18 protein-coding genes and 1 pseudogene are annotated in these 19,780 nt (G+C 65.2%); 12 read left to right on the top strand and 7 right to left on the bottom strand.

Annotated features, from left to right (window positions below; genetic code table 11):
* Positions 1-196: 196 nt before the first annotated feature.
* A complete protein-coding gene (locus F561_RS0109630) occupies positions 197-1,372 on the top strand; it encodes a DUF1501 domain-containing protein (RefSeq protein ID WP_019009750.1) in 1,176 nt (391 codons plus the stop codon).
* On the top strand, positions 1,360-1,842 hold the full coding sequence (locus tag F561_RS0109625; protein WP_019009749.1) for a hypothetical protein: 483 nt from the start codon (positions 1,360-1,362) through the stop codon (positions 1,840-1,842). Before F561_RS0109630 ends, F561_RS0109625 begins: the two co-directional genes overlap by 13 nt.
* Positions 1,843-1,930: 88 nt before the next feature.
* Here F561_RS0109625 and F561_RS0109620 read toward each other — a convergent pair whose 3' ends face one another.
* A complete protein-coding gene (locus F561_RS0109620; RefSeq protein WP_019009748.1) occupies positions 1,931-2,110 on the bottom strand; it encodes a hypothetical protein in 180 nt (59 codons plus the stop codon).
* A 115-nt stretch (positions 2,111-2,225) separates the two neighbouring features.
* Here F561_RS0109620 and F561_RS0109615 point away from each other — a divergent pair, with 115 nt between their 5' ends.
* The 7 genes from F561_RS0109615 to F561_RS0109585 all read left to right on the top strand — a co-directional run bounded on the left by F561_RS0109615 (position 2,226) and on the right by F561_RS0109585 (position 12,215).
* Entirely contained in the window at positions 2,226-2,810 is a 585-nt protein-coding gene (locus F561_RS0109615; protein WP_019009747.1) for a TetR/AcrR family transcriptional regulator, read from the top strand.
* A gap of 175 nt (positions 2,811-2,985) precedes the next feature.
* Entirely contained in the window at positions 2,986-4,431 is a 1,446-nt protein-coding gene (locus tag F561_RS0109610) for a TolC family protein (RefSeq protein ID WP_019009746.1), read from the top strand.
* The gene (locus F561_RS0109605) at positions 4,428-5,510 is read left to right on the top strand and encodes a TolC family protein (RefSeq protein WP_019009745.1); all 1,083 of its coding nucleotides are present in this window, start codon (positions 4,428-4,430) and stop codon (positions 5,508-5,510) included. The genes F561_RS0109610 and F561_RS0109605 overlap by 4 nt, the downstream gene beginning before the upstream one ends.
* 5 nt (positions 5,511-5,515) lie before the next feature.
* The gene (locus F561_RS0109600) at positions 5,516-6,847 is read left to right on the top strand and encodes an efflux RND transporter periplasmic adaptor subunit (RefSeq protein WP_019009744.1); all 1,332 of its coding nucleotides are present in this window, start codon (positions 5,516-5,518) and stop codon (positions 6,845-6,847) included.
* Positions 6,844-10,314 carry an efflux RND transporter permease subunit gene (locus F561_RS0109595; protein WP_019009743.1) on the top strand — a complete coding sequence of 1,157 codons (3,471 nt, stop codon included), beginning with the start codon at positions 6,844-6,846 and terminating at the stop codon, positions 10,312-10,314. Before F561_RS0109600 ends, F561_RS0109595 begins: the two co-directional genes overlap by 4 nt.
* Positions 10,315-10,579: 265 nt before the next feature.
* Positions 10,580-11,440 (top strand): KPN_02809 family neutral zinc metallopeptidase, encoded by an 861-nt coding sequence (gene ypfJ / locus F561_RS0109590; protein WP_026298764.1) that lies wholly within the window; start codon positions 10,580-10,582, stop codon positions 11,438-11,440.
* Between the two features lie 127 nt (positions 11,441-11,567).
* A complete protein-coding gene (locus F561_RS0109585) occupies positions 11,568-12,215 on the top strand; it encodes an SRPBCC family protein (RefSeq protein ID WP_019009741.1) in 648 nt (215 codons plus the stop codon).
* Positions 12,216-12,477: 262 nt separating this feature from the next.
* On the opposite strand, the gene F561_RS0109580 is transcribed toward F561_RS0109585, so the two are convergent.
* On the bottom strand, positions 12,478-12,792 hold the full coding sequence (locus F561_RS0109580) for a hypothetical protein (protein WP_019009740.1): 315 nt from the start codon (positions 12,790-12,792) through the stop codon (positions 12,478-12,480).
* Entirely contained in the window at positions 12,789-13,442 is a 654-nt protein-coding gene (locus tag F561_RS0109575; protein ID WP_019009739.1) for a TetR/AcrR family transcriptional regulator, read from the bottom strand. Before F561_RS0109575 ends, F561_RS0109580 begins: the two co-directional genes overlap by 4 nt.
* 124 nt (positions 13,443-13,566) lie before the next feature.
* Between F561_RS0109575 and F561_RS0109570 the strand changes: the two genes are divergently transcribed.
* Both F561_RS0109570 and F561_RS27850 read left to right on the top strand, forming a co-directional pair.
* Positions 13,567-14,673, top strand: coding sequence for a pyridoxal phosphate-dependent aminotransferase (locus tag F561_RS0109570; RefSeq protein ID WP_019009738.1), 1,107 nt, complete (start codon positions 13,567-13,569; stop codon positions 14,671-14,673).
* A gap of 87 nt (positions 14,674-14,760) precedes the next feature.
* Positions 14,761-15,087, top strand: coding sequence for a CxxCxxCC domain-containing protein (locus F561_RS27850; protein WP_083922395.1), 327 nt, complete (start codon positions 14,761-14,763; stop codon positions 15,085-15,087).
* Here the strand turns inward: F561_RS27850 and F561_RS0109565 are convergent.
* The 3 genes from F561_RS0109565 to F561_RS0109555 form a co-directional block, all read right to left on the bottom strand.
* A complete protein-coding gene (locus tag F561_RS0109565) occupies positions 15,030-16,097 on the bottom strand; it encodes a type 2 periplasmic-binding domain-containing protein (protein ID WP_019009737.1) in 1,068 nt (355 codons plus the stop codon). The genes F561_RS27850 and F561_RS0109565 overlap by 58 nt on opposite strands.
* 2 nt (positions 16,098-16,099) lie before the next feature.
* Positions 16,100-17,521, bottom strand: a complete 1,422-nt coding sequence (locus F561_RS25210) for a 3' terminal RNA ribose 2'-O-methyltransferase Hen1 (RefSeq protein ID WP_019009736.1) — start codon at positions 17,519-17,521, stop codon at positions 16,100-16,102.
* Between the two features lie 134 nt (positions 17,522-17,655).
* Positions 17,656-18,033: a hypothetical protein gene (locus F561_RS0109555; protein WP_019009735.1), complete on the bottom strand. Its 378-nt coding sequence runs from the start codon at positions 18,031-18,033 to the stop codon at positions 17,656-17,658.
* A gap of 229 nt (positions 18,034-18,262) precedes the next feature.
* Between F561_RS0109555 and F561_RS0109550 the strand changes: the two genes are divergently transcribed.
* The gene (locus F561_RS0109550; RefSeq protein WP_019009734.1) at positions 18,263-19,447 is read left to right on the top strand and encodes an MFS transporter; all 1,185 of its coding nucleotides are present in this window, start codon (positions 18,263-18,265) and stop codon (positions 19,445-19,447) included.
* 43 nt (positions 19,448-19,490) lie between these two features.
* Here the strand turns inward: F561_RS0109550 and F561_RS0109545 are convergent.
* A pseudogene (locus tag F561_RS0109545) lies at positions 19,491-19,780 on the bottom strand (IS4 family transposase); the annotation flags it as partial.

The following is a 19,780-nucleotide window of genomic DNA, read 5'->3' as shown; positions in this document are numbered from 1 at the left end:
TCTACGCCGCGTGTCAACCCCCAGTCGGCTTCGCCGCCAGCCCCCCTTGAGGGGAGCGCAAAAGCGCAGTTGTCCTCCCCTCAAAGGGGGGCGTTGCAAAGCAACGGGGGGGTTTCGCCCTTCCCACGATCCACCCCCCACGCTCCCCATCTTTTCCCACTCACCACTGACCACTCACCACTTACAGAGGTTCCCTATGCCCCTTCACCGCCGCGATTTTCTGAAATATTCGGCCCTCGCCGTCGCCGCCACCAGTGGAATGCCCGGCTTTCTGGCACGGGCAGCCACTCAGGCCACCGGACAAAAAACCCTGGTCGTCATTCAGCTCACGGGCGGCAACGACGGCCTGAATACCCTGATTCCCTACAGCAACGGCGCGTATTACGCGGCCCGCCCCACCATCGCCATTCCCAAAAAAGACGTGCTGACCCTCGGCTCCGATCTGGGCATGCACCCCAGTCTCAAGCCGCTGATGGGCCTGTGGGACGCGGGCCAACTGGCCTGGATGGAAAATATCGGCTACCCGAACCCAAACCGCTCACACTTTGCCAGCATGGCGATCTGGCATACCGCCGACCCCACGCAGGCGCAGGCCGAGGGCTGGATTGGGCGCATTGCCGAGAAAATCGGTGATCCCTTCTGTGCCAGCAATATCGGCTCCAGCACGCCGCTGGCCCTCCGCGCCGCCGAGTTCAGCCTGCCCAGTATCGAGGCCGTGGACAATTTTCAGGTCAAGCTGCCCGCTGGACTGGAGGGCGCATTCGGGGCCATGCTGGACGCCCAGCGCGGCGGAGAGGCCGATTATCTGGTGCGGGCCACCCGCCAGATGCTGAGCAACACCCAGAAGGTGCAGGCCAACGTGGGCAAATACAGGGCCGGGGCCACCTATCCAGAGGGCAAATTTGCGGCCCAACTCAAGGACGCGGCCCGCCTGATCGCGTCGGGCACGGGCCAGCGCATCCTGTATGTCAGTCTGGGCGGCTTTGATACCCACGCGGGGCAGCGCGGCGAGCAGGATGACCTGCTGGCGCAACTGGCGTCGGGCCTCGCCGCCTTCCAGACCGATCTGGAGCGGCAGGGCGTGGCCGAACGGGTCGTGGTCATGGGCTTTTCGGAGTTTGGGCGGCGTGTGGCCGAGAACGACTCTGCCGGAACCGACCACGGGCAGGGCAGCGTGATGTTTGCGCTGGGCAAGGGCGTGAAGGGCGGCATTCACGGCGACAGCCCCGACCTCGAAGACCTCTCGCTGGGCGACATCAAATACAAGCAGGATTTCCGGGGCGTGTACGCGGGCGCACTGACCAACTGGCTGGGTCTGAATGCCCGCGAGATTCTGGGCGGAGACTTTAAAGGGCCGCAGTGGTTGGCCTGAAGTTCTCAGAGAAGCACGTTCTAGGCGGCATTCTTGCCCTGCTGGTGCTGGCTGCCCCCGCTGCTCTGGCCCTGCCCAAATACCGTATGCAGGCCATCACCCAGTTTCATCTGGACGACGGCAGCGGCCTGGCGGCCCTGGACCGCCGCGTGATGGCGTGCAGCTATTGCCACGTCAAAGAAACGGGCGGCGCACCGTGGAACCCCTTTGGCGAGGCCATCCGCGCCACCTTCAAGGCCAACGCCGAAGCGGGCGGCAAGGCCAAATTCCCCGAGGTGCTGTACATCCTGCTGGAATCGGGAGCCGATGCCGACGGCGACTCCTACCCCGACGCGCTGGAAGTCTGGGCCAAAACCCTGCCCGGAAACGCGGCCAGCAAACCGTCAGAGGCGCTGGAAGTGGTGCAGGCCAGGTTTGAGGCGGCGGGCGGGGTAAGGCAGTTCGAGCCGCAGCAAGCTCAGAAAAAATAACGCAAGTGGAGAGTGGATCGTAGATCGTGGGAACAGCCAAACCACGATCTACGATCCACGTTCTGCTCTCCCACACCCCACAGCCCCTCTAGCCGTCCTCGTCCTCCGGTTCCTCTACCGGGTGGGCCAGTGGCTGAAAGCGGGCATGATCCTCGGTGGGCGTGCGGTTCTCGCGCTCGGCATCGGCGGGGCCGGTATCCACACCGCTGATAACAACCTCGCCCTGCTGGAGTTCGCCAGACTGCTTGCCGCCGCTGGGTTGTGTCATGGCACGCAGTTTAGGTCCCCACTGGGGGTATTGGGTGTGTTGTGGCTCAAGGTTTTACTGGAATTGTCATTGACCCTACGGTTGACCGTGCCTATTAGCGAGTAAACACTCACTTATGGCCCGCCCCCGCATCATCACTGACGAACAAATCACGGCGGCGGCCCGTGAAGTGTTTCTGGAACACGGTTTTTCCGCCACCACTGCCGAAATTGCGCGGCGTGCCGGGATTTCTGAAGGCACGCTCTTTAAGCGGTTTCCCACCAAGGAGGACATTTTTGAGGAGGTGGTGGGGCTACGGGAAGCCTCACGTTGGTGCGAACACCTGAACGCGCAGGTCGGCCAGGGCGATGTGCGGCGTAATCTGGAACGCGCCGCGCTGGAACTCCTGGAAGTCGCCGCCCGTTTATTACCCAACCTGATGCTGATGCTTTCACGCGGGCAGGCCAACCCGATGCTGATGAAACTGGAACACCCGATGCGTAAAGATACGCAGGCGGTGGCCTCCTATTTGCGAGCAGAAGGAGCGCTGGGACGCATTCGGCCCGTAGATGCAGATATTGCGGCGCTGCTATGGATGGGCGCCATGACCCAGTACCTGCACCTCGAACACCTCATGCCCGACCCTCACCGCCCGCCGATGGATCCGGGCCGGTTGGTGCGCGGCGTGATGGATGTGCTGTGGCCGGGGCTGGAGCCGTGACCTCTCTTCTCTGGCCGTGAGATGGGAACCTTTTGACCACCTTTCCCGTAAACTCTGCGTGTAAGTGAGTCTTTACTCGTTAACTGTATCTCCACTCCTCTGTTTCCCGCCCTCTCTGCCCCGCCTTGCCCCCCTGAGGTTGCCTGTTCCTATGCGATTTTCTTTGTCTGTACCGATGTCTGCGCTGTTATCTGCGGCCCTGCTGGTGGGATGGCCTGCCGCACACGCCCAGACCGCCCCGCCCGCTCCAGTTCCGGCCACCACTCCTGTAACTCCTCCCCTGACTCTCGCTCAGACACTGACGCTGGTGCGGACTGCTCCGGGCTGGCGTAGCGCCGATTTGCAGTACCGCTCGGCCCAGTTGAGTCTGGACAGTGCCCGCGCCCGTGCTGGCCTGAACGTGACGGTCGGCACCGACGCCAGTCTGATCAAGGTGCCGCTGGATTCCGGCGACTGGCTGGGCAATGCCACCCTGACGGCGCAGGTCTCGGCCAGCGTGCTGCCCTGGTCGGCCACCTTCGAGGGTGTGCGGATTGCCGAACGCGCCCTGAACCGTGCTGGAGCCGAATTGCGTGACGCCCGCGTATCCCTGCTGGTGCAGGCGGTTCGTGCCTACGGCTCGGCGCGGGAAGCGACCGCAGGCTCGGCGTTGGCCGAAGCTCAGGTCGCTCTGGCTGCCCGCCAACTGGACGTGGCCCGTGCCCAGCGCACCGCCAACCTGATTCCCGAACTGGCCCTACAGGAGCGCGAGGCTGCCCTGCAAAGCGCCCAGAACTCGGCGGCACAGGCCAGAACTGCCGTGAATCTGGCGGCGCGTGCGCTGGCAAACCTGCTGGGCCAGAGTGTCACGCTGCCCGGCACCGCTGCCGCCTTTGATGCTGTACCGCCCCTGCCCGCTGCCCCTGCCGACATAGACGCCTTGGTGGCCCGCGCTCTGGTGGCCCGCCCCGAGGTTATTCGCGCCGCTGCACAACTGGCCGACGCCGGAGCGCAGCAACGCGCCGCACAGCTTGACCTCTCGCTTCCAGAGCTGAGCGCGGGCGTGCAGTACGGCCAACTGGCCAGTAGCACCGGCAGTGCCGGGCGCACGGTGGGCGGCAGCCTGAACGTCAAATCGGGTGTGGCCGCCGCGCAGGTCAGCTTTCCGCTTCGGGAGTCTGCCACCGCGTTGCCAACGGGCCTCGCCCTCAGTCTGAATGCCAGTCTGCCCGTCTTCGGCAGCGGCAAAGGCACCGCTCTCGCCAGCGCCGATGTGGGCCAGCAGGCCGCAGCGTTGGCACTGGATTCGGCCCGCCAGAGCGTGGATCTGGACGTACGGCAGAAAGCCGCTGACCTTCTGACTGCTCTTGACCGGGCCGAAGAAGCGACCTCGGCGCTGGCCCGCGCTGAGTCGAGCCTGACCACCACCCGCGCCCGCCTGGAAGCTGGACTGGTCACGCCACTGGACGTCGCGCAGGCTGAACTGAGCGTTGCACAGGCCCAGAACTCCCTGAACGCCGCCACCTCTAACGCCTACGTCGCTTCGCTGCTGCTGTCACAGGCCAGCGCCGAACTCGATCCCACCCTGCTCAGCCCAACACAGCCCAATCCCCTTGCTCTGCCCACCGGAGGCCGCCCATGACCCGTACCCTGACCCGCACCATCCCCACCCGCATCAGCCCTTCCGTCGCTCTGATGCTGACCCTCGGCCTCTCGCTGGCGGCCTCCTCCGCATCGGCCCAGGCGGTTGCCCTCACGCTGGAAAGTGCCGTGACCCGCGCCCTTGCCAGTGGCCCCGATGTCACCACTGCCCGCGCCAACCTGCAAAAGGCCCAGGCCAATCTGAAGGCGGTGCAGGCCGACCCCACCTCCATCATCACCACGCTGACGCAGGCCCAGCAGGACGTGACCGCGCAGACCGTGACGCTGGACGGCACCAAGCTGAACATTGCCCAGACCGTGCTGGGGCAGTACATCGGCGCATTTGAGGCCGCTGGCCGGGTCACCCTGAATGCCTCGCAGGTGTCGCTGGACGAGCGTAATCTGGCCATTGCCCGCGCCCGGTTGCAGGCCCGCGTTGCCACCCAACTGGACGTGAACCGCGCCCAGACCAGCCTGAACCAGAACCGTCAGGAACTGGCCGACGCCCGCGCCCAGCAGCCCGTGCTGGAGGCGCAACTGGCCCGCACCCTCGGCCTGCCCACCGGCACCGACCTGACCCTCACCGCCCCACCTGCCCCGCCCAGGCCCACCCTGACGCTGGCCACCCTGCAATCGGGCCTGGAAAAACGCTTGCCTTCTCTGGTGAAGGCCGCGCAGGGCGTGAGCTTTGCCAATCTGCAGGTCAACATCGCCGACAACGACTACACCCCGGTTCGCACCCTGCAGGACGCCCGCACCTCTCTTGCCAATGCCCAGCGGAGCCTCGACGACGCCGCCCGCGCCGCCAATACGCAGGTGCGCGACGCCTACCGCAGCCTGGGTGACGCACAGGAACGGGTGGAACTAGCCCGCCAGAGCAGCGCCAACGCCCAGACCAGTCTGACGCAGGCGCAGGCCCGTCTGAAGGCCGGAACTGCCGCTGCCGTGGAAGTGCAGCAGGCGCAGGTGCAGAGCGCCCAGGCCGCCTTCGCTGTCATTCAGGCCCAGGACAACCTGTGGCGGGCGTTGGCAGCGCTGTCCAGCGCGTCGGGCACCGACGTGACCGGACTGGTGAGGTGAGGGGAATGGGTCTACTCGCCCCGACCACTTCTATCCGTAAAACCCCGCTTGCCCTGACGCTCCTGACCCTGACGCTGTTGGTGGCCTGCACGCCCCCCGGCGGCAAGACGGCGGCAGACGGTGAAGCCAAACCCGCTGCGGCCACCACCACCAACGATCTGGACGCTGTACCTGCCAAAACCACCACCCTCGGGGTGCGCGTGGTGGCGGCCAGAACCGGAACCCTCACCGTTCAGCGGACCTCCAGCGCCACCATTCAGGCCGACCGGGACAGCAATGTGGCGGCCCAGAGCGGCGGCAACGTGGTGCGCGTGCTGGCCACGGAGGGCGAGCAGGTTCGTGCCGGACAGGTTGTGGTGCAGCTCGACGATTCTCAGCAGCGTCAGGCGCTGGAGAACGCCCGCCTTCAGGTGCAGCAGGCCCAGATCAACCTGAACCAGACCCGCACCACCACTGGGCAGGCCACCACCTCACTGAATGCGGCGGTGCAGGCCGCTCAGGCCACCCTGTCTCAGGCGCAGCAGAACGCCCAGAGCAGCGAGAGCCTGTACGGGCTGGGCGGCATCAGTCTGGCCGACCTGCAAAGTGCGCGGGCGCAGCTTGCCACCGCCCAGAGCCAGTTGGCACAGGCCCGCAATTCCCTGGCCCAGAACGGCCAGAACGCTCAGGGCAGCGTGCCGCTTCAGCAGGCGCAGCTTGCCAGCGCCCAGGCAGGCGTGCGGCAGGCCGAAGAAAATCTGGCCCGCACTGCGGTTCGCGCTCCCTTTGCGGGCACGGTCGCCAGCCTGAACGTGCAGGTCGGAGAGTTCGCGGGGCAGGGCAGCACGGTCTTCAGGCTGGTCGATCCCGGCTCCATCAAGGTGAAGTTCAATGCCACGCCCGCCGACGCTGCCGCCCTGACCGCCGGAACCACCCTGAACCTCGGCTACGGAGGCGTAAATTACGTCGCCACCGTGCAGGACAGTCCCAGCATTGCCGGAACCGACCGACTTGTGCCCATCACGGCGCGGGTGCAGGGCGGCGGCAAATTGCCGGTGGGGGCCAGTGCTCAGGCCCGTTACCGCGCCACCCTGGGGCAGGGCATTCTGGTGCCCAGCGGAGCCGTGCAGGTCGATAATGGAGAAAACTCGGTGTACCTCGCGGCGGGCAATGTGGCACGGCGTCAGGCGGTGACCGTGGTGGCCGAATCCGGTGGTCAGGTGGCGGTGCGTGGGCTGGAGGCAGGCGCACAGGTGATTTCTCCGGTGCCGCCCAGCTTGCAAGACGGCGCAGGAATCCGCGTGGAGACGGCTGCTGGCGCTGGCTCTGCCGAGAGTCAGACAGGGGAGGCCCCATGAGTACCCATGACCCCGACAGCGTAGACCTTGCCTCACGCGGCACCCTGCCCGACGGCACGCCCGAACCGACCATCAATCCCTTTATCCGTTTCAGCGTTCGCAATTACGTCTTTTCTATCGGCATTTTCGTGATGCTGGTGCTGTTCGGACTGGTGGCGACCTTCCGGCTGGGCGTGGAGTTGCTGCCCAATTTCGAGGTGCCGATTCTGGCGGTCAGTACGTCCTATCCGGGGGCCAATCCCGATCAGGTCGACCGCGAGGTCAGCCGCCGGGTCGAAGATGCCATCAGTACCATCGCGGGCGTGGTGGACATCAACACCACCAGCGTCAGCAACCAGTCGGCAGTGGTCATTACCTTTGCCGACAGCACCAACATCGATAGCGCCGCCAACAGCGTGTCTCAGGCGGTGGCGGCCATTCGCGGCACCCTGCCCGACGGCACCGAAGCACCTGTGGTACAAAAATTCGACCCCAACGCCACGCCGATTCTGACGCTGGCCCTGTTGGGCGGCAGCGCCCGCCCCGCCGACGTGACCACTTTTGCCGAAGATACGCTGGTGCCCCGGCTGGAGCGCGTGGAAGGCGTGGCCGACGTGGGGCTGTCGGGCGGCCCGGAACGCCAGATTCAGGTGCTGCTGGACCCGGCCCGCCTGCAAAGCTATAACCTCACGCCCGCCCGAGTCACCGGGGCCATCAGCGCCTCGGCCCTCGATCTGCCCGCCGGAACGGTCACGCAGGGGGGCAACACCACTCAGTTTTCCACCCGCAATACCCCCACCAGCGTCGGAGACGTGAGCCGAATCATCGTCGATCCTGCGACGGGCCTGCGGGTGGCCGACGTTGCCAGTATCCGTGACGGAGCCGCCGCCAGCAGCAGCTTTGCCCGCGTCAACGGTCAGCCCGCCGTGCTGCTGAACGTGCGGAAAGCCAGTGGCACCAACTCTGTGGCCGTGACCGACAACGTGCGGGCCGCCATGAAAGCCCAGCCGTTGCCTGCGGGCTACAGCCTCAGCCTCGCCAACGACACCACCATCGAAACTCGCGGCAGCATCAAGGACACCTTCAAGGAATTTCTGATTGCTGTGGCTGCTGTGGGTGTCATCTGCCTGCTGTTCCTGGGCCGCCTGAACGCCGCGTTCGCCGTGATTCTGGCGATTCCCATCTCCATCAGCGCCGCGCCGCTGCTGTTCAGTTTGCTGGGCTTTACCTTCAACATCATCTCGCTCTTGGCGATCATCGTCGCCATCGGCATCGTCGTCGATGATTCCATCGTGGTGGCCGAGAACGTGCAGCGCTACCGCGACATGGGCTACGACCGCGTGAAATCGGTGCTGCTGGGCGGCTCGGAAGTCTTCAGCGCCGTCACTGCCGCCAGTTTCTCGCTGCTGGCCGTGCTGATTCCGCTCAGCTTCATGCCGGGCATCATCGGCCAGTTCTTCAGCCAGTTTGCGCTGGGCATCGCCGCCGCCATCGTGCTCAGTTGGCTGGAAAGCCTGCTGTTCCTGACCGTTCGGATGGCCTACACCCAGGAATCGGAGGCCGTGTCGTGGCGAGACCTGCCGCGTGTGCTGGCCCGTCTGCCCGAACTGTTCCGGCGTGCCCTCATGGGGATTCGCAGTGTGGGCGGCTGGATTGGGCTGCTGCTGGCTGGGGCGGCGGTGGGCGCTGGTCTGGCCCGCGTACTGCCAGTTCCTGCCGCGCTGGTGCTGTCGGTGCTGCTGGCCCCGGTGGTCCTGGCCGTGGTGCGGTACCTCCTGACCGTGCTGTATGCCCTGCTGGAAGCCCTCACGGGCACGCTGCACGGCATCACCAACCGCGCCGTGACTGCTGTGGCCCGTGCCTACGCCCGTAGTGTGGAACGCGTGCTGGATCGCTCCTGGATCGTGATGCTGGTGGCCGCCGTTTTCCTGTTCAGCGTGCCGCTTGCCATGCGGAATATCGGCTTTGCCTTCACGCCCGCCAGCGACAGCGGCATTCTGACCGTAGACCTCGACCTGCCGGTGGGCACTGATCTGACGACCACCAACGGCCTGACCCGCCGCATCGAAGAAAACCTGCTGGCCCGCCCCGAAGTGCGCCTCGTCCAGACCAGTGTGGGCAGTGGTGGTGCGCTGGGCGGCAGCAATGCCAATACTTCCAGCCTGACCGTGACCCTGATTCCCAAGGCCGAACGCGACAGCATCGAAGTGCTGAGCGCCCGCTATTTGCAGGCGCTGCAACCGGTGGCCCGCGCCCTGCCCGGATCAGAACTGCGGGTGGCGGCCCAGCAGGGTGGCCCCGGCGGAAGCGCCGACATCACCCTGGCCCTCACCGCCCCCACGCAGGCCCTCCTGATCGAGCGTAACCGCGATGTGGTGCGCCTGCTCTCCCAGGACTCCAACATCGCCACCCTCAAAAGCAGTCTGAGCGCCACCCGGCAGGAGCGCACCTTCACGCCTGACCCGGTGCGGTTGGCGGGCAGCGGCCTGAGCGCCAACGACGTGGCACAGGCCCTGCGAACCTACAACGACGGCAGCACCGCCGGAAGCCTGCGCGACGGAGACCGCTCCATCGACATCGTGGTGCGCCTCGATCCGGCCCTCGTGAAAGATGAACAGAGCCTCCTGTCTCAGACCGTGTATTCGCAGGCGCTGAATGCCAACCTGCCCCTGTCGCAACTTGGATCGTTCCAGCTGGCACAGGCCCCGGCCACCCTCAGCCGACTGAACAAGGCCTACACCGCCACGCTGGATATCAATCTGATCAAAGACGGCCCCAACCCCTTCGGCTATCAGCAGACCATCGTGGACAAGGTGACTAAGGCGGGCCTGCTGACGGGCGGCGTCACGCTGGGCAACGCCAGCGCCTTTGGTAGCGCGGGCCTCACCGGAGACCTGGTGTTCTACGGCCCCATCGTGCTGGTGCTGGCGATTTTGCTCACCTACCTCGTGTTGGGCAGCCAGTTCAACTCGTTCCGCTACCCCATCTACCTGCTGCTGCCCGTGCCGATTGCCATCGTGGGCGCCCTCTGGACCCTCAGCCTGTTCAAGGTCAATCTGGACGTGATCACGGTGCTGGGCATGGTGATCTTGCTGGGCCTGTCCACCAAAAACTCCATTCTGTACCTCGAATTCGTGACCGAGCGTGTGCGAACCATGTCGCTGCGGGCCGCCCTCGTGGAAGCCGCCGAACTGCGTTTCCGCCCGATTCTGATGACCACCCTGACCGTGCTGGTCATCAGTATTCCCCTGATTCTGGGCAAAGGCGACGGCGCAGAGTTCCGCCGGGGCCTGGGCATCGTGATTCTGGGCGGCGTGATCACGTCCACCCTGCTCACCTTTTTTGTCGTGCCCACCGTGTTCTGGACCTTCGAGCGCAAGCGGATCAAGCCGCCGCAACCCAGGGCGGATTCGTCTCAGGGGGGCCTCGCCAAAGTAGACCTCGGGAAGCCGGATTCCGGCGCAGGCGCGTTGCCCGCAGGAGACTGAGTTCAGGCGACGGCTCTGAGCCGTAGGCTGTGAATGAACGTTGCCACCGTGCTGATCTGAATCCCCCTCCTGCATGGAGAGGGGGTTCACTTTTTTCTCTGACCGCCCCTTGGCCTCCACAATCCAACCTAAAGGCGCGGTCAGCCGTTGCTCCCCGGCCCGGCCTAGAATGCCTCTCATAGAGCCGCGCAGTGTCCCGGCCTTGCCGTCAGCGTGCGTGCAGGGGTTTTGGGTGTGCGGCAGCCACATCAAGGAGAGCGCCGTTATGGACTGGAAAAATCTTCCGAGCAGTGGGGGTGGAGTGCAGGATCGGCGGGGCGGCGGTGGCCTGCCGGGGGGCGGCATTGCCGTGGGCGGTATCGGGGGCCTGGTTATTGCCCTGATCGCCATGTTCTTTGGTGTAGACCCCAGCGTGATTCTGGGCGGCGGCTCGCAGACTGCGCCCACCCAGCAATCTCAGACGCAGGCCCAGACGCCTGCCAGCGACGAAAGCTACCAATTCGTAGACCGGATTCTGGGCAGCACCAATCAGGTCTGGACCGGCATTTTCAAGCAGTCGGGCCGCACCTATACCAAGCCCACGCTGGTGCTGTTCACGGGCGGCACGACCAGTGGATGCGGAAACGCCGACAGCAGCGTGGGGCCGTTCTATTGCCCACTGGACAACAAGGTGTATCTGGATACCAGCTTTTTTGCCACCATGCAGAAGCGTCTGGGCGGCGGCGGAGACTTTGCCTTTGCCTACGTGATCGCGCATGAGGTGGGCCACCACGTCCAGAACGAACTCGGCATTGCCGATCAGGTAGAGCGTGCCCAGCGCCAGGCCCGCAGCGAGGCTGAATCCAACCGCTACAGCGTGGCGCTGGAGTTGCAGGCCGACTGCTTTGCGGGCGTGTGGGGCAACAAGGTGCGCGGCACCGAAGCCGCCAACCTGACCGACGCCGACATCACGCAGGCGCTGAACACCGCCGCCGCCATCGGTGACGACGCATTGCAGCGCCAGGGCCAGGGCTACGTGGTGCCCGACAGCTTTACGCACGGCAGCAGCCAGCAGCGCGTCACCTGGTTCAAGCGCGGTTTCACCAGCGGCGACCCCAGTCAGTGCGACACCTTCAAGGCAAGTTGAGCCTCTGACCACCTGACCACCTGACCACACTGCATCTAATCGCACTTGGCCTTAATCTGTGTTGGGCAAGACTTCACCCGCCTGTGAGGGCGGCGCACATACACTGCAAATCACGGAGGATTCACATATGACGAAAACAGAAGGCATGGATCAGGGCCGCATGATCAGCGGCGCAGCGGGCGGGGCACTCCTGCTGATGGGCCTCAGAAAACGTGGCGTGCTGGGCCTCGGCATGGCCGCCATTGGTGGATACCTCGCCTACCGCGCCGCCACCGGCAACGATCCTGTCATGGCCGTGGCTGGCCTGAGCGGCAATGCCAGCGCTGCCAAGCCTATTTTCGTGGAGCACAGCGTGGTCATCGACCGCCCCGCCCAGCAGGTCTACGACTACTGGCGCAAGCTGGACAATCTGCCCCACATCATGAGCCATCTGGAAACGGTCACGGTGCTGGACGACAAGCGCAGCCGCTGGGTTGCCAAGGCTCCTCTGGGCACGCATGTGGAATGGGAAGCCGAAATCGTGAACGACAAGCCCGGCGAGCGCATCGGCTGGCACAGCCTTCCCGGAGCCACCGTAGACAACGCGGGCAGCGTGCAGTTTGAGAGCATGCCCACGGGCGGCACCCGGATTCACGTGGCCCTCAGCTACCGCCCGCCCGCTGGCCCGCTGGGTGCAGCTGTCGCCAAGCTGTTTGGCGAGGAACCCAGCCAGCAGATTGCCGAAGACTTGCAGAAGTTCAAGGCGTCGTTTGAGGGCAGCAACCCGAAAAACTGAGAGTTGACAGGAAGACGGGGCAGGCATTTCGGTGCCTGTTTCGTTTTTTTGGCCGTACTGTTTGGTGGTGTTGCCTGGGCGTGCTGCTCTTGATTCTGGCCGAGCTGGGCAAGCTCTTGAAGGCTGGGTGGCTCAACCCCCCGTTGCTGACGCAACGCCCCCCTTAAGGGGAGGACCACCCTTCTCAGGGGGGCTGGCGGCGAAGCCGACTGGGGGGTTATGTCTCCCCTGAACGTAGCTCAGCCCAACAGGGACCAATCAATTATTCCCCCGTTTCCGGCGCTTCTGCCACCACTTCCGATCCCGCCTCTACCACCGTCAATGAGCGCAGGGTAGCCCCCTGATGCCACCCGTACTGCGGATCTTTCAGGCCCAGTGTGGCAGCTATGGCGCGGGCGTTGGCCTGATCGGGTTCACCGTCGAGGCAAAACAGCAAAAAGCGCCTTCCGCCCGGAGCAATGCGGATAAACAGATCGGTGCCGATTTCCAGTTGCTGGGTGCGGCTGAACTTCTCGGCGCGGCCCTGTGCAAATTTCAGGGCGTCGCGGATTTTGACGGTGACGGTAGGATTGCTCATGGTTGCTCCGGTGCGGCCAGCTTCGGGGCCGCCTGCAAGCCGCCCAGCAGCATATCGGCGTATTTCTCGGCCACGTCACGCGGGGTCATGCTGCCGCCGGGGCGGTACCACGTGTAGGCCCAGTTCACCGCCGACAGGATCAGGTTGGCCGTCATCTTGGGGTCGAGGTCGGGGCGCAGGCTGCCCTCGCGGATGCCCTGAATGACCAGATCGCGGTAAAAGGCGTCGATGGTGTCGCGCCAGTTGGTCACGCGGGTATAGGCCTCGGGCGACAGGTGCTTCCACTCATGAAAAAACACGGTGGCGCTCTCCATGTTGTCGGCCACCACGCGAATATGGCGGTGCATGGCCTCACGGATTTTTTCGGGTGCGGGCAGAGAATCGCCGCGCAGGGTAAACAGTGCGCCGTCGAACTGACGGGCAGCGCGGTCCACAATCCCGATCAACAGTTCATCTTTGGAGGCGATATGGGCATAGAGGCTCCCGCCCTGCATTCCCAGTTGGCCTGCCAGATCGCGCATAGAAGTTGCGTGATAGCCGCGCTCCGAGAACAGGCGGCTGGCGACCTCGTGAATCTGCTCGCGGCGCGGTTTGCTGGGCGCGGCAGGCGGCACGGTGGGGGCTGGTGGGGGGCTGGAAGAATCCGTCATGGCATCTGAGAACGCGCCGGGCGCATCCCGGTCAGGGTAGCACGCCGCCGCGTCACCTAACGGGCGTTTGGTGTGGGTGGACACTTCACGGCACGGGAGGCCAGTGGAATGCTAGAACCCATATATGACCTCTACACCTCTCTCGTCTCAGGATCAGGCCGCAGCCGTCCTGCCCACGCCCACCAGCGGCGTACGGGCAGCAGTGCGCGACGTACCCGCCTATCCGTTTACGCCCATCGACGCGCCCATCAAGCTGGATCAGAACGAAAGCGCCTACGATTTTCCCGCCGACCTGAAGGCGCAGGCCGTGGAGCGCATGCTGGCCCGTCCCTGGAACCGCTATCCCGATCTGCACGCCGAAACGCTGCAAGCCGCGATTGCCGCCTACGAGGGTTGGGACGCGTCGGGTGTGGTGGTCACACCGGGCAGCAACGTCCTGATTAAACTCTTGACCGAACTCGCGGGCATCGGCCAGACCGTACTGACCGTCAGCCCCACCTTTAGCGTGTATACCCTGGAAGCTCAGCTTCTGGGGGCCACGCTGGTACAGGTGCCGCTGAACCCCGATTTTTCTCTGCCTGTAGAGGGTTTAAAGGTCGCCCTGAAAGCCAATCCTCCCGGCGTGCTGTACGTCACGCAGCCGCACGCGCCCACCGGGTACGCCGACAATGAGGCCGATGTGCGGGCCGTGGTGGAGGCCGCAGAGGGCTGGGTCGTGGTGCTGGACGAGGCTTACCACCAATACAGCGGCACCGATTACCGCTCGCTGGTGCAAGAAGGCGGCAACCGCCTGAGCCTCCGCACCTTCAGCAAAGCGTGGGGTTTGGCTGGAGTGCGGCTGGGTTACGCGCTGACTTCCCCCCAAATGGCGACCCAGTTGCAAAAACTGGTCTCCGCTTTCAACGTGAATGCCCTCACACAGGCCGCACTGGAAGTGGCACTGGAAAACCCCGAATACGTGCAGCACCGCGCCGCCGAGGTGGTCGGCGAGCGGGAGCGGATGCTGGCAGCTCTGGCTGGACATCCCACCTGCAAGCCGATTCCCAGTCAGGCCAACTTCTTCCTGCTCCGCACCCCCGATGCCGACGCCGCCTACCGTCATCTGCTGGAGCACGGCATCGTGGTTCGCCGCCAGGACCGCCTGCCCGGACTGCACGGCTGCCTGCGTGTGGCGGTGGGCACCCCGGCAGAGAATGACGCGCTGATTGCAGCAGTGGGAGAAATTCAGTAAGTGGTGAGTGGTGAGTAGGGAAAACAATCAGGCTCAAGCTTGGGCTGCTCCTCTTTTTCCACTCCCTACTGACCACTCACGGTTTTCATGGACCCCTTCGCCGCTCCCCCCGCCTACCCCGCCCGCTCCGTGCTGGTGCGGGACTGTACCGCGTGTGGGGCCTGCTGCGCCGCGCCGGATATTCACGCACTGGGCAAGCCGCTGGGCGTGCCGTGCGTGAACCTGGGGCCGGACTGTCTGTGCGGCATCTACAGCACCCGGCCCGCAGTGTGCCGCAGCTACGCGCCCGATTGGGTGTGTGGGGAGGTCGCGCCGCTGCCGACGCTGGCCGCCCGGACCCGCCGTTTTCTGGAAATCTATGGGCTGGTGGCCGAGGCCGAAGCAGGTAAGCCAACCACATCAGCACCCCGGTAGGTGAGGCGCAGGGGCGGGCGGGCATTGAGCGGCAGACCCACAAAGCCGCCCCCCGGCCCTGTGTCGGCTGCTGTAGCCGATGCTCCGGCCTGCAAGCTTTCGGCCAACTGGATCAGAGCCTGGGCCTGTGCTTCCTTCCGGCCCCGGTAGGCCTGTTCGCGCAAGGTACTCAGCCACACCACGCCGCGCAGGGGGTATGCGCCCACCTCGTTTACGGGGGGCAGGGGCCGGAAAGGAGCAGAAGGCAACCTAGAATCGGCCCCCGGATACAGCGGCACAGAGCTTGACGCCGCAGCGCCGGAGCTGGCGGCTTGCTGCGGCCCCACAAACTCGCCCCCCGGCGAGCGTAACTGGGCCACCTGTGCGCCCTGCGGCACGTCACGCGGCCCCAGCAGCATCAGCACGCCGGGAATGTTCAGGTCGGCCCGCTGCGATCCCAGGGCCGCCCGCGTCAGGCTGGCTCCCGCCACCCAGTTGGATTTGAGCCACCGCGCAGGCCACAGGCCCGCCTTCACGCAGGCTCCGGCAGCGGCCAAACTGACTCCGTTGCGGGCCACCCGCGCACTGACCAGCACGGGCAACTCGGGCAGGGTGGCTTCTGGATTCAGCGCCCGCAGGCGTGCATGGTTCCAGACCCGCACCCGCCCCGACAGCATCAGGCACAGGGTCGGCACATCCAGCCGTAGCTCTATTCCCGGCAGGCTGTACGCCACCGACACCGGAAACAGGCCCACCGGAATGCTCAGCACCTCTCCCACTCCTGCTGGGGGCCGGGGACCGGGCAAGGTGCCCAGCACGCCGTCTATCCGTCCGGCATACAACTCGCGGAAGGCCGCGTCAGGCGGCAGGGCGCTGAAGTTGGCCGCGACCCAGGGCGGTGTGCTGCCCGCCAGTTTCAGGGGTACGTTCGGGGGCACGGGCGCCTGGGCCAAAGCTGAGCCAGCCGTCAACCACCCCAGCAGGAACAGGGCGGGCAAAAGCAGTCGCGGCAGGCTCAGGCGGCGCAGCATTTTTACCCGTTGTGTCGCACAAACACAGCCGCCTGCGTGATCGGGCCGTAATCGGGATGGGTGTCGCCCAGGCCGTGCAGCGTCAGCGCGTAGCCGTGGGTCTGTGCGGCGGCCTCGGCCCAGGCTGCGAATTCGGCCCGCGTCCATTCAAAACGGTGGTCGGGGTGGCGCATGTCCTGCCCGCCGTCTGCAAATACGGCGTTGTATTCGCGGTTGGGCGTGGTCACGATCACCGTGCGGGGCTGAGCATCGCCAAACACATGCTGGGTCAGCGGCCCGATCTGGTGCGGTTCCAGATGCTCGATGACTTCCACCAGCGTGGCGACCCCGAACCCCTTCAGGCGCGAATCGGGATAGGACAGGCTGCCGTGAAGCAGTTGCACGCGGGCGGCCAGTTCGGGGCGTTCGCGCAGATTCAGGCGGCGGGCGGCGATCTCCAGGGCGCGGGCGCTGACATCCATGCCCACCAGTTGCCGAATCTGCCCCAGTTCCAGCAGCAGGCGCAGGAGTTTGCCCTCGCCGCAGCCGAGGTCGAGTACCTGCGCCGCGCCGCTGGCCGCCACCTGATCGGCCACCCAGCGCAGGCGCTCGTCGTGCAGCCGGGGCCGCAGAGAGGCGCTCGGGGCGGTCTGTTCCAACTCACTGGAGTTGCTCTGAGAGAATCCTTCCTCGGCCTGGCGCACCAGCGCTGCAAAACGCAGATAACGGCGGGTAATCAGGTCGCGTTCGGGGTGGGTATCCAGCCAGCCTGCGCTGTGCCGGGCCAGCTTGTCCACCTCGGCATCGTTGAGGTAGTAGTGGCGTTTTCCTCCGTCCAGCACGGGCAGCAGCACATACAGGTGGGCCAGCAGATCACGCAGGCGCATCTGCCCGGATAGCTTCAACTCCACGTAGGGCCGCTCGCCCCATTCGGGGTACAGTGGATCAAGCGCAATCGGCGTGGCCTGCACTGCGTAGCCCAGCGGCCCAAACAGGCGCTCCGGTAAATCTTCCGGCCCGCGTGCCGTGATGCAGGGCAGATACACCGAGAAAGCCAGAGCCTGATCCGCCAGAGCCTGCCGCGCCTTGCTGCGCCCGGTCAAGGCCGTGCCGAATGCGTCCCGCAGGGCGACGGCCAGAAAGCTGCCCGAGGCGTAGGGGCGGTCATTCACGTACGGTTCCAGCGGCGCACCACCCTCGCCTGGGCGAGAGGTACGCGACAGCCCCACCGGGTCTACTTCCAGCAGCAGGGCCACCGTGGTTTGCTGGGCGCTGACCTGCGGATAAAACACTGATGCCGTGCCAAACGACAGCGTCTGCGTTTGCAGGCGTTCGGGATGCTTGTGCAGCAGGAATCCGAGGTCGGAAGCAGGCTGGAATCTGTCAGGTGAGGTCGCGCCGGGTTGGGCAGCGTTGGGTTGGGTCAGGGTCAGGGTGAGCAGCACGGCAGGGTCGGTTCTCCTCTGCAGGTCAGCCTAACAGTCCGCCTCGGCCCGTGCCTCTGCCAAGCGGCTGAGTCTTCCCGGAAAGAGGCGTTGGAAGTTGGAGCCTGTGACAGCCCAGAGTCCAGAGTGTCTGCCTAAAACAGTTCGTCCAGCAGCGACGTTTGCGCCTGGATCAGCGCGGGGTGGCGGGGCAGGTGTTCGGCCCTCACCAACAACTGCGTGACAGCCTCATGGGATAAGCCCGGCAGGATGCTGGCAGCGATGAATGTCTGAAAGGTGGGCTGCGGCGGCTGCACCGTGCAGTCCAGCATGCACAGCTCGAAGGCGTCGGCCATCGTGTGCCCGCTCAGGCGCACCACGAGCGCCCCGTAGCCGTTGGCGAAACAGAAGGTATAAAGTTCGCCTTCCGGCACGTATTCATGCGTGGGGAGTGCCAAGACCTGCGGAAACACCACAGATTCCACGAACAGAAATGATTGAAAATCGGAATCGATGGGATCAAACAGACTCATAAGTGGGCAACTCCTTGACGTGACATGGCAACGGGGGAAAGGGCGCGGGAGACAGCAGGCATAAAAGGCATGAAAAGGGGCTGCTCAGTGCACTGGCAGCTTTCTTGTATTCAGTCTAACGGGATGGTCATTACTATTCCCTTACGGCACGGTGCTGACTGAAGGTCGGCCTGACCTCTGCCTGCGTGCGTTGCCGGAACCGGAGGCCAGGCGGATACAATCGCCCCTGATGCTTTGGACGCGCCCCCTGACCGTACTGAGACTGTTGGCGCTGCTGCTGGCGTCCGAACTGGTCCGCACGGGGTTCGTGGTGTCGGTGTTGCCCGTCGCAGGCCCCAGCCTCGGCTTTTCTACGGCCCTGATCGGCCTGATGGTGGGCCTGCACTATCTGGCCGATGCGCTTGCCAAAGGCCCGCTGGGGCTGGTCACAGAACGCTGGGGGCTGGGGCGGCTGCTGACGCTGGGCGCGGCGCTGGGGCTGGCCGTCATCGTGGGAACCCGTGTGGCTCCCTCGCCGTTGTGGTTGGTGCTGGGCGGCGCTTTGTGGGGCTTGGCGTATGCCGCATTGTGGCCGGGGGTCATGAATGCCTCGCAGGCTTTTGCGCGGCCAGAACGCACGGCGCGTGCCCTGTCGGTCAGCAATCTGGTGGCGACCCCAGCGATTCTGGCGGGCATTCTGCTGATCGGCCCGCTGATGCAAACGCGCCCCGATACGGCGTGGGCGGTGCTGCTGGGCGTTCAGGTGGTGGCACTGGTCCTGGCCCTCACGCTGTGGACACTTCATCTGCCCCGGCAAGACAAAGACAACGCTGAAACGGGGCGGAATCCGTGGGCGGGCTGGTCGCGGGTGGGGGTGCTGCTGCCTGCCGCCTTTGCCCAGACGCTGGCACCGGGGCTGGTCATCACGCTGATTTACCCGTTGCTGGCGCGGCTCGGGTTGCCCCTGTCGGCCCTGATCCTACCGGGAATCCTGTTTGGGGTCAGCCTCGGCCTCAGCCTGTGGTTGGCTGGCCGCCTCGCAGACCGCACCCACCCGCGCCGCGCCCTTGCCCCCGGACTGCTGCTACTGGCACTGGCCTTTTTGCTGGCCGCGCTGCCCGATCTGCGTGAGCGGGTGGCGCTGGTCACGCTGATTCTGGGTCTGGGCTACGGCGCGTTTATTGCGGGTTGGAATGGATTGGTGGCCCGCACCCTGCCCACCGCCCACCGCGCCGCCGCGTGGGGCACCGTGATGGCTACAGAAAGTCTGGGCAACGCCATCGGCCCCATTCTGGGCGGCGCGGCGTGGCAACTGGCAGGTCCCGCCGGAGTCTTCGGCCTCGGCGCGGCGGTGTTCGTGCTGACCGAGCTGTATTACCTGTGGCCGGGGCGCAAGCTGGGGATCAAACCTGTGAGTGGTGAGTGGGAAGGGTAAAAGGATCATGGATCGTGCAGATGTGAAATGAACCTCTAATGCCTCAGTACCCGACACTTTCTGAATTGAGCGTCTGGCTGGATTTCAAAAGCCCAATGAGTTGCAGGGCTTCCGCCTCCCCACGCTCGTGGATGCAGACGAACGTCCGCACGAGGGTCCGGAGGCCCAGCGTCACCACACTCCAGGCTCGCCGACCGTGCGCCTTCACAGTGCAGGTTTGGAGAACCCCCACCAGCACGCACCAGACGTACGCCAGGGTCAATAGGCAGAGTAGGCGCTCCACGTGATCGTGGAGCGTCATGTGGGTGCTTTCCAGCTTAAATCCCTTGCTTT

The organism is Deinococcus aquatilis DSM 23025 (assembly GCF_000378445.1).
Classification (GTDB): Bacteria; Deinococcota; Deinococci; order Deinococcales; family Deinococcaceae; genus Deinococcus; species Deinococcus aquatilis.
This window is presented reverse-complemented; position numbering and strand designations above follow the sequence as displayed.

Excerpts from the sequence above, each read along its gene's own strand:
- F561_RS0109575 (WP_019009739.1), bottom strand. The coding sequence starts at position 13,442 with ATGACGGATTCTTCCAGCCCCCCACCAGCCCCCACCGTGCCGCCTGCC.
- F561_RS0109630 (WP_019009750.1), top strand. The coding sequence starts at position 197 with ATGCCCCTTCACCGCCGCGATTTTCTGAAATATTCGGCCCTCGCCGTC.
- F561_RS0109580 (WP_019009740.1), bottom strand. The coding sequence starts at position 12,792 with ATGAGCAATCCTACCGTCACCGTCAAAATCCGCGACGCCCTGAAATTT.
- F561_RS0109550 (WP_019009734.1), top strand. The coding sequence starts at position 18,263 with ATGCTTTGGACGCGCCCCCTGACCGTACTGAGACTGTTGGCGCTGCTG.
- ypfJ (WP_026298764.1), top strand. The coding sequence starts at position 10,580 with ATGGACTGGAAAAATCTTCCGAGCAGTGGGGGTGGAGTGCAGGATCGG.
- F561_RS0109610 (WP_019009746.1), top strand. The coding sequence starts at position 2,986 with ATGTCTGCGCTGTTATCTGCGGCCCTGCTGGTGGGATGGCCTGCCGCA.
- F561_RS0109585 (WP_019009741.1), top strand. The coding sequence starts at position 11,568 with ATGACGAAAACAGAAGGCATGGATCAGGGCCGCATGATCAGCGGCGCA.
- F561_RS0109565 (WP_019009737.1), bottom strand. The coding sequence starts at position 16,097 with ATGCTGCGCCGCCTGAGCCTGCCGCGACTGCTTTTGCCCGCCCTGTTC.
- F561_RS0109595 (WP_019009743.1), top strand. The coding sequence starts at position 6,844 with ATGAGTACCCATGACCCCGACAGCGTAGACCTTGCCTCACGCGGCACC.
- F561_RS0109615 (WP_019009747.1), top strand. The coding sequence starts at position 2,226 with ATGGCCCGCCCCCGCATCATCACTGACGAACAAATCACGGCGGCGGCC.
- F561_RS0109605 (WP_019009745.1), top strand. The coding sequence starts at position 4,428 with ATGACCCGTACCCTGACCCGCACCATCCCCACCCGCATCAGCCCTTCC.
- F561_RS0109570 (WP_019009738.1), top strand. The coding sequence starts at position 13,567 with ATGACCTCTACACCTCTCTCGTCTCAGGATCAGGCCGCAGCCGTCCTG.
- F561_RS27850 (WP_083922395.1), top strand. The coding sequence starts at position 14,761 with ATGGACCCCTTCGCCGCTCCCCCCGCCTACCCCGCCCGCTCCGTGCTG.
- F561_RS0109620 (WP_019009748.1), bottom strand. The coding sequence starts at position 2,110 with ATGACACAACCCAGCGGCGGCAAGCAGTCTGGCGAACTCCAGCAGGGC.
- F561_RS0109555 (WP_019009735.1), bottom strand. The coding sequence starts at position 18,033 with ATGAGTCTGTTTGATCCCATCGATTCCGATTTTCAATCATTTCTGTTC.
- F561_RS0109600 (WP_019009744.1), top strand. The coding sequence starts at position 5,516 with ATGGGTCTACTCGCCCCGACCACTTCTATCCGTAAAACCCCGCTTGCC.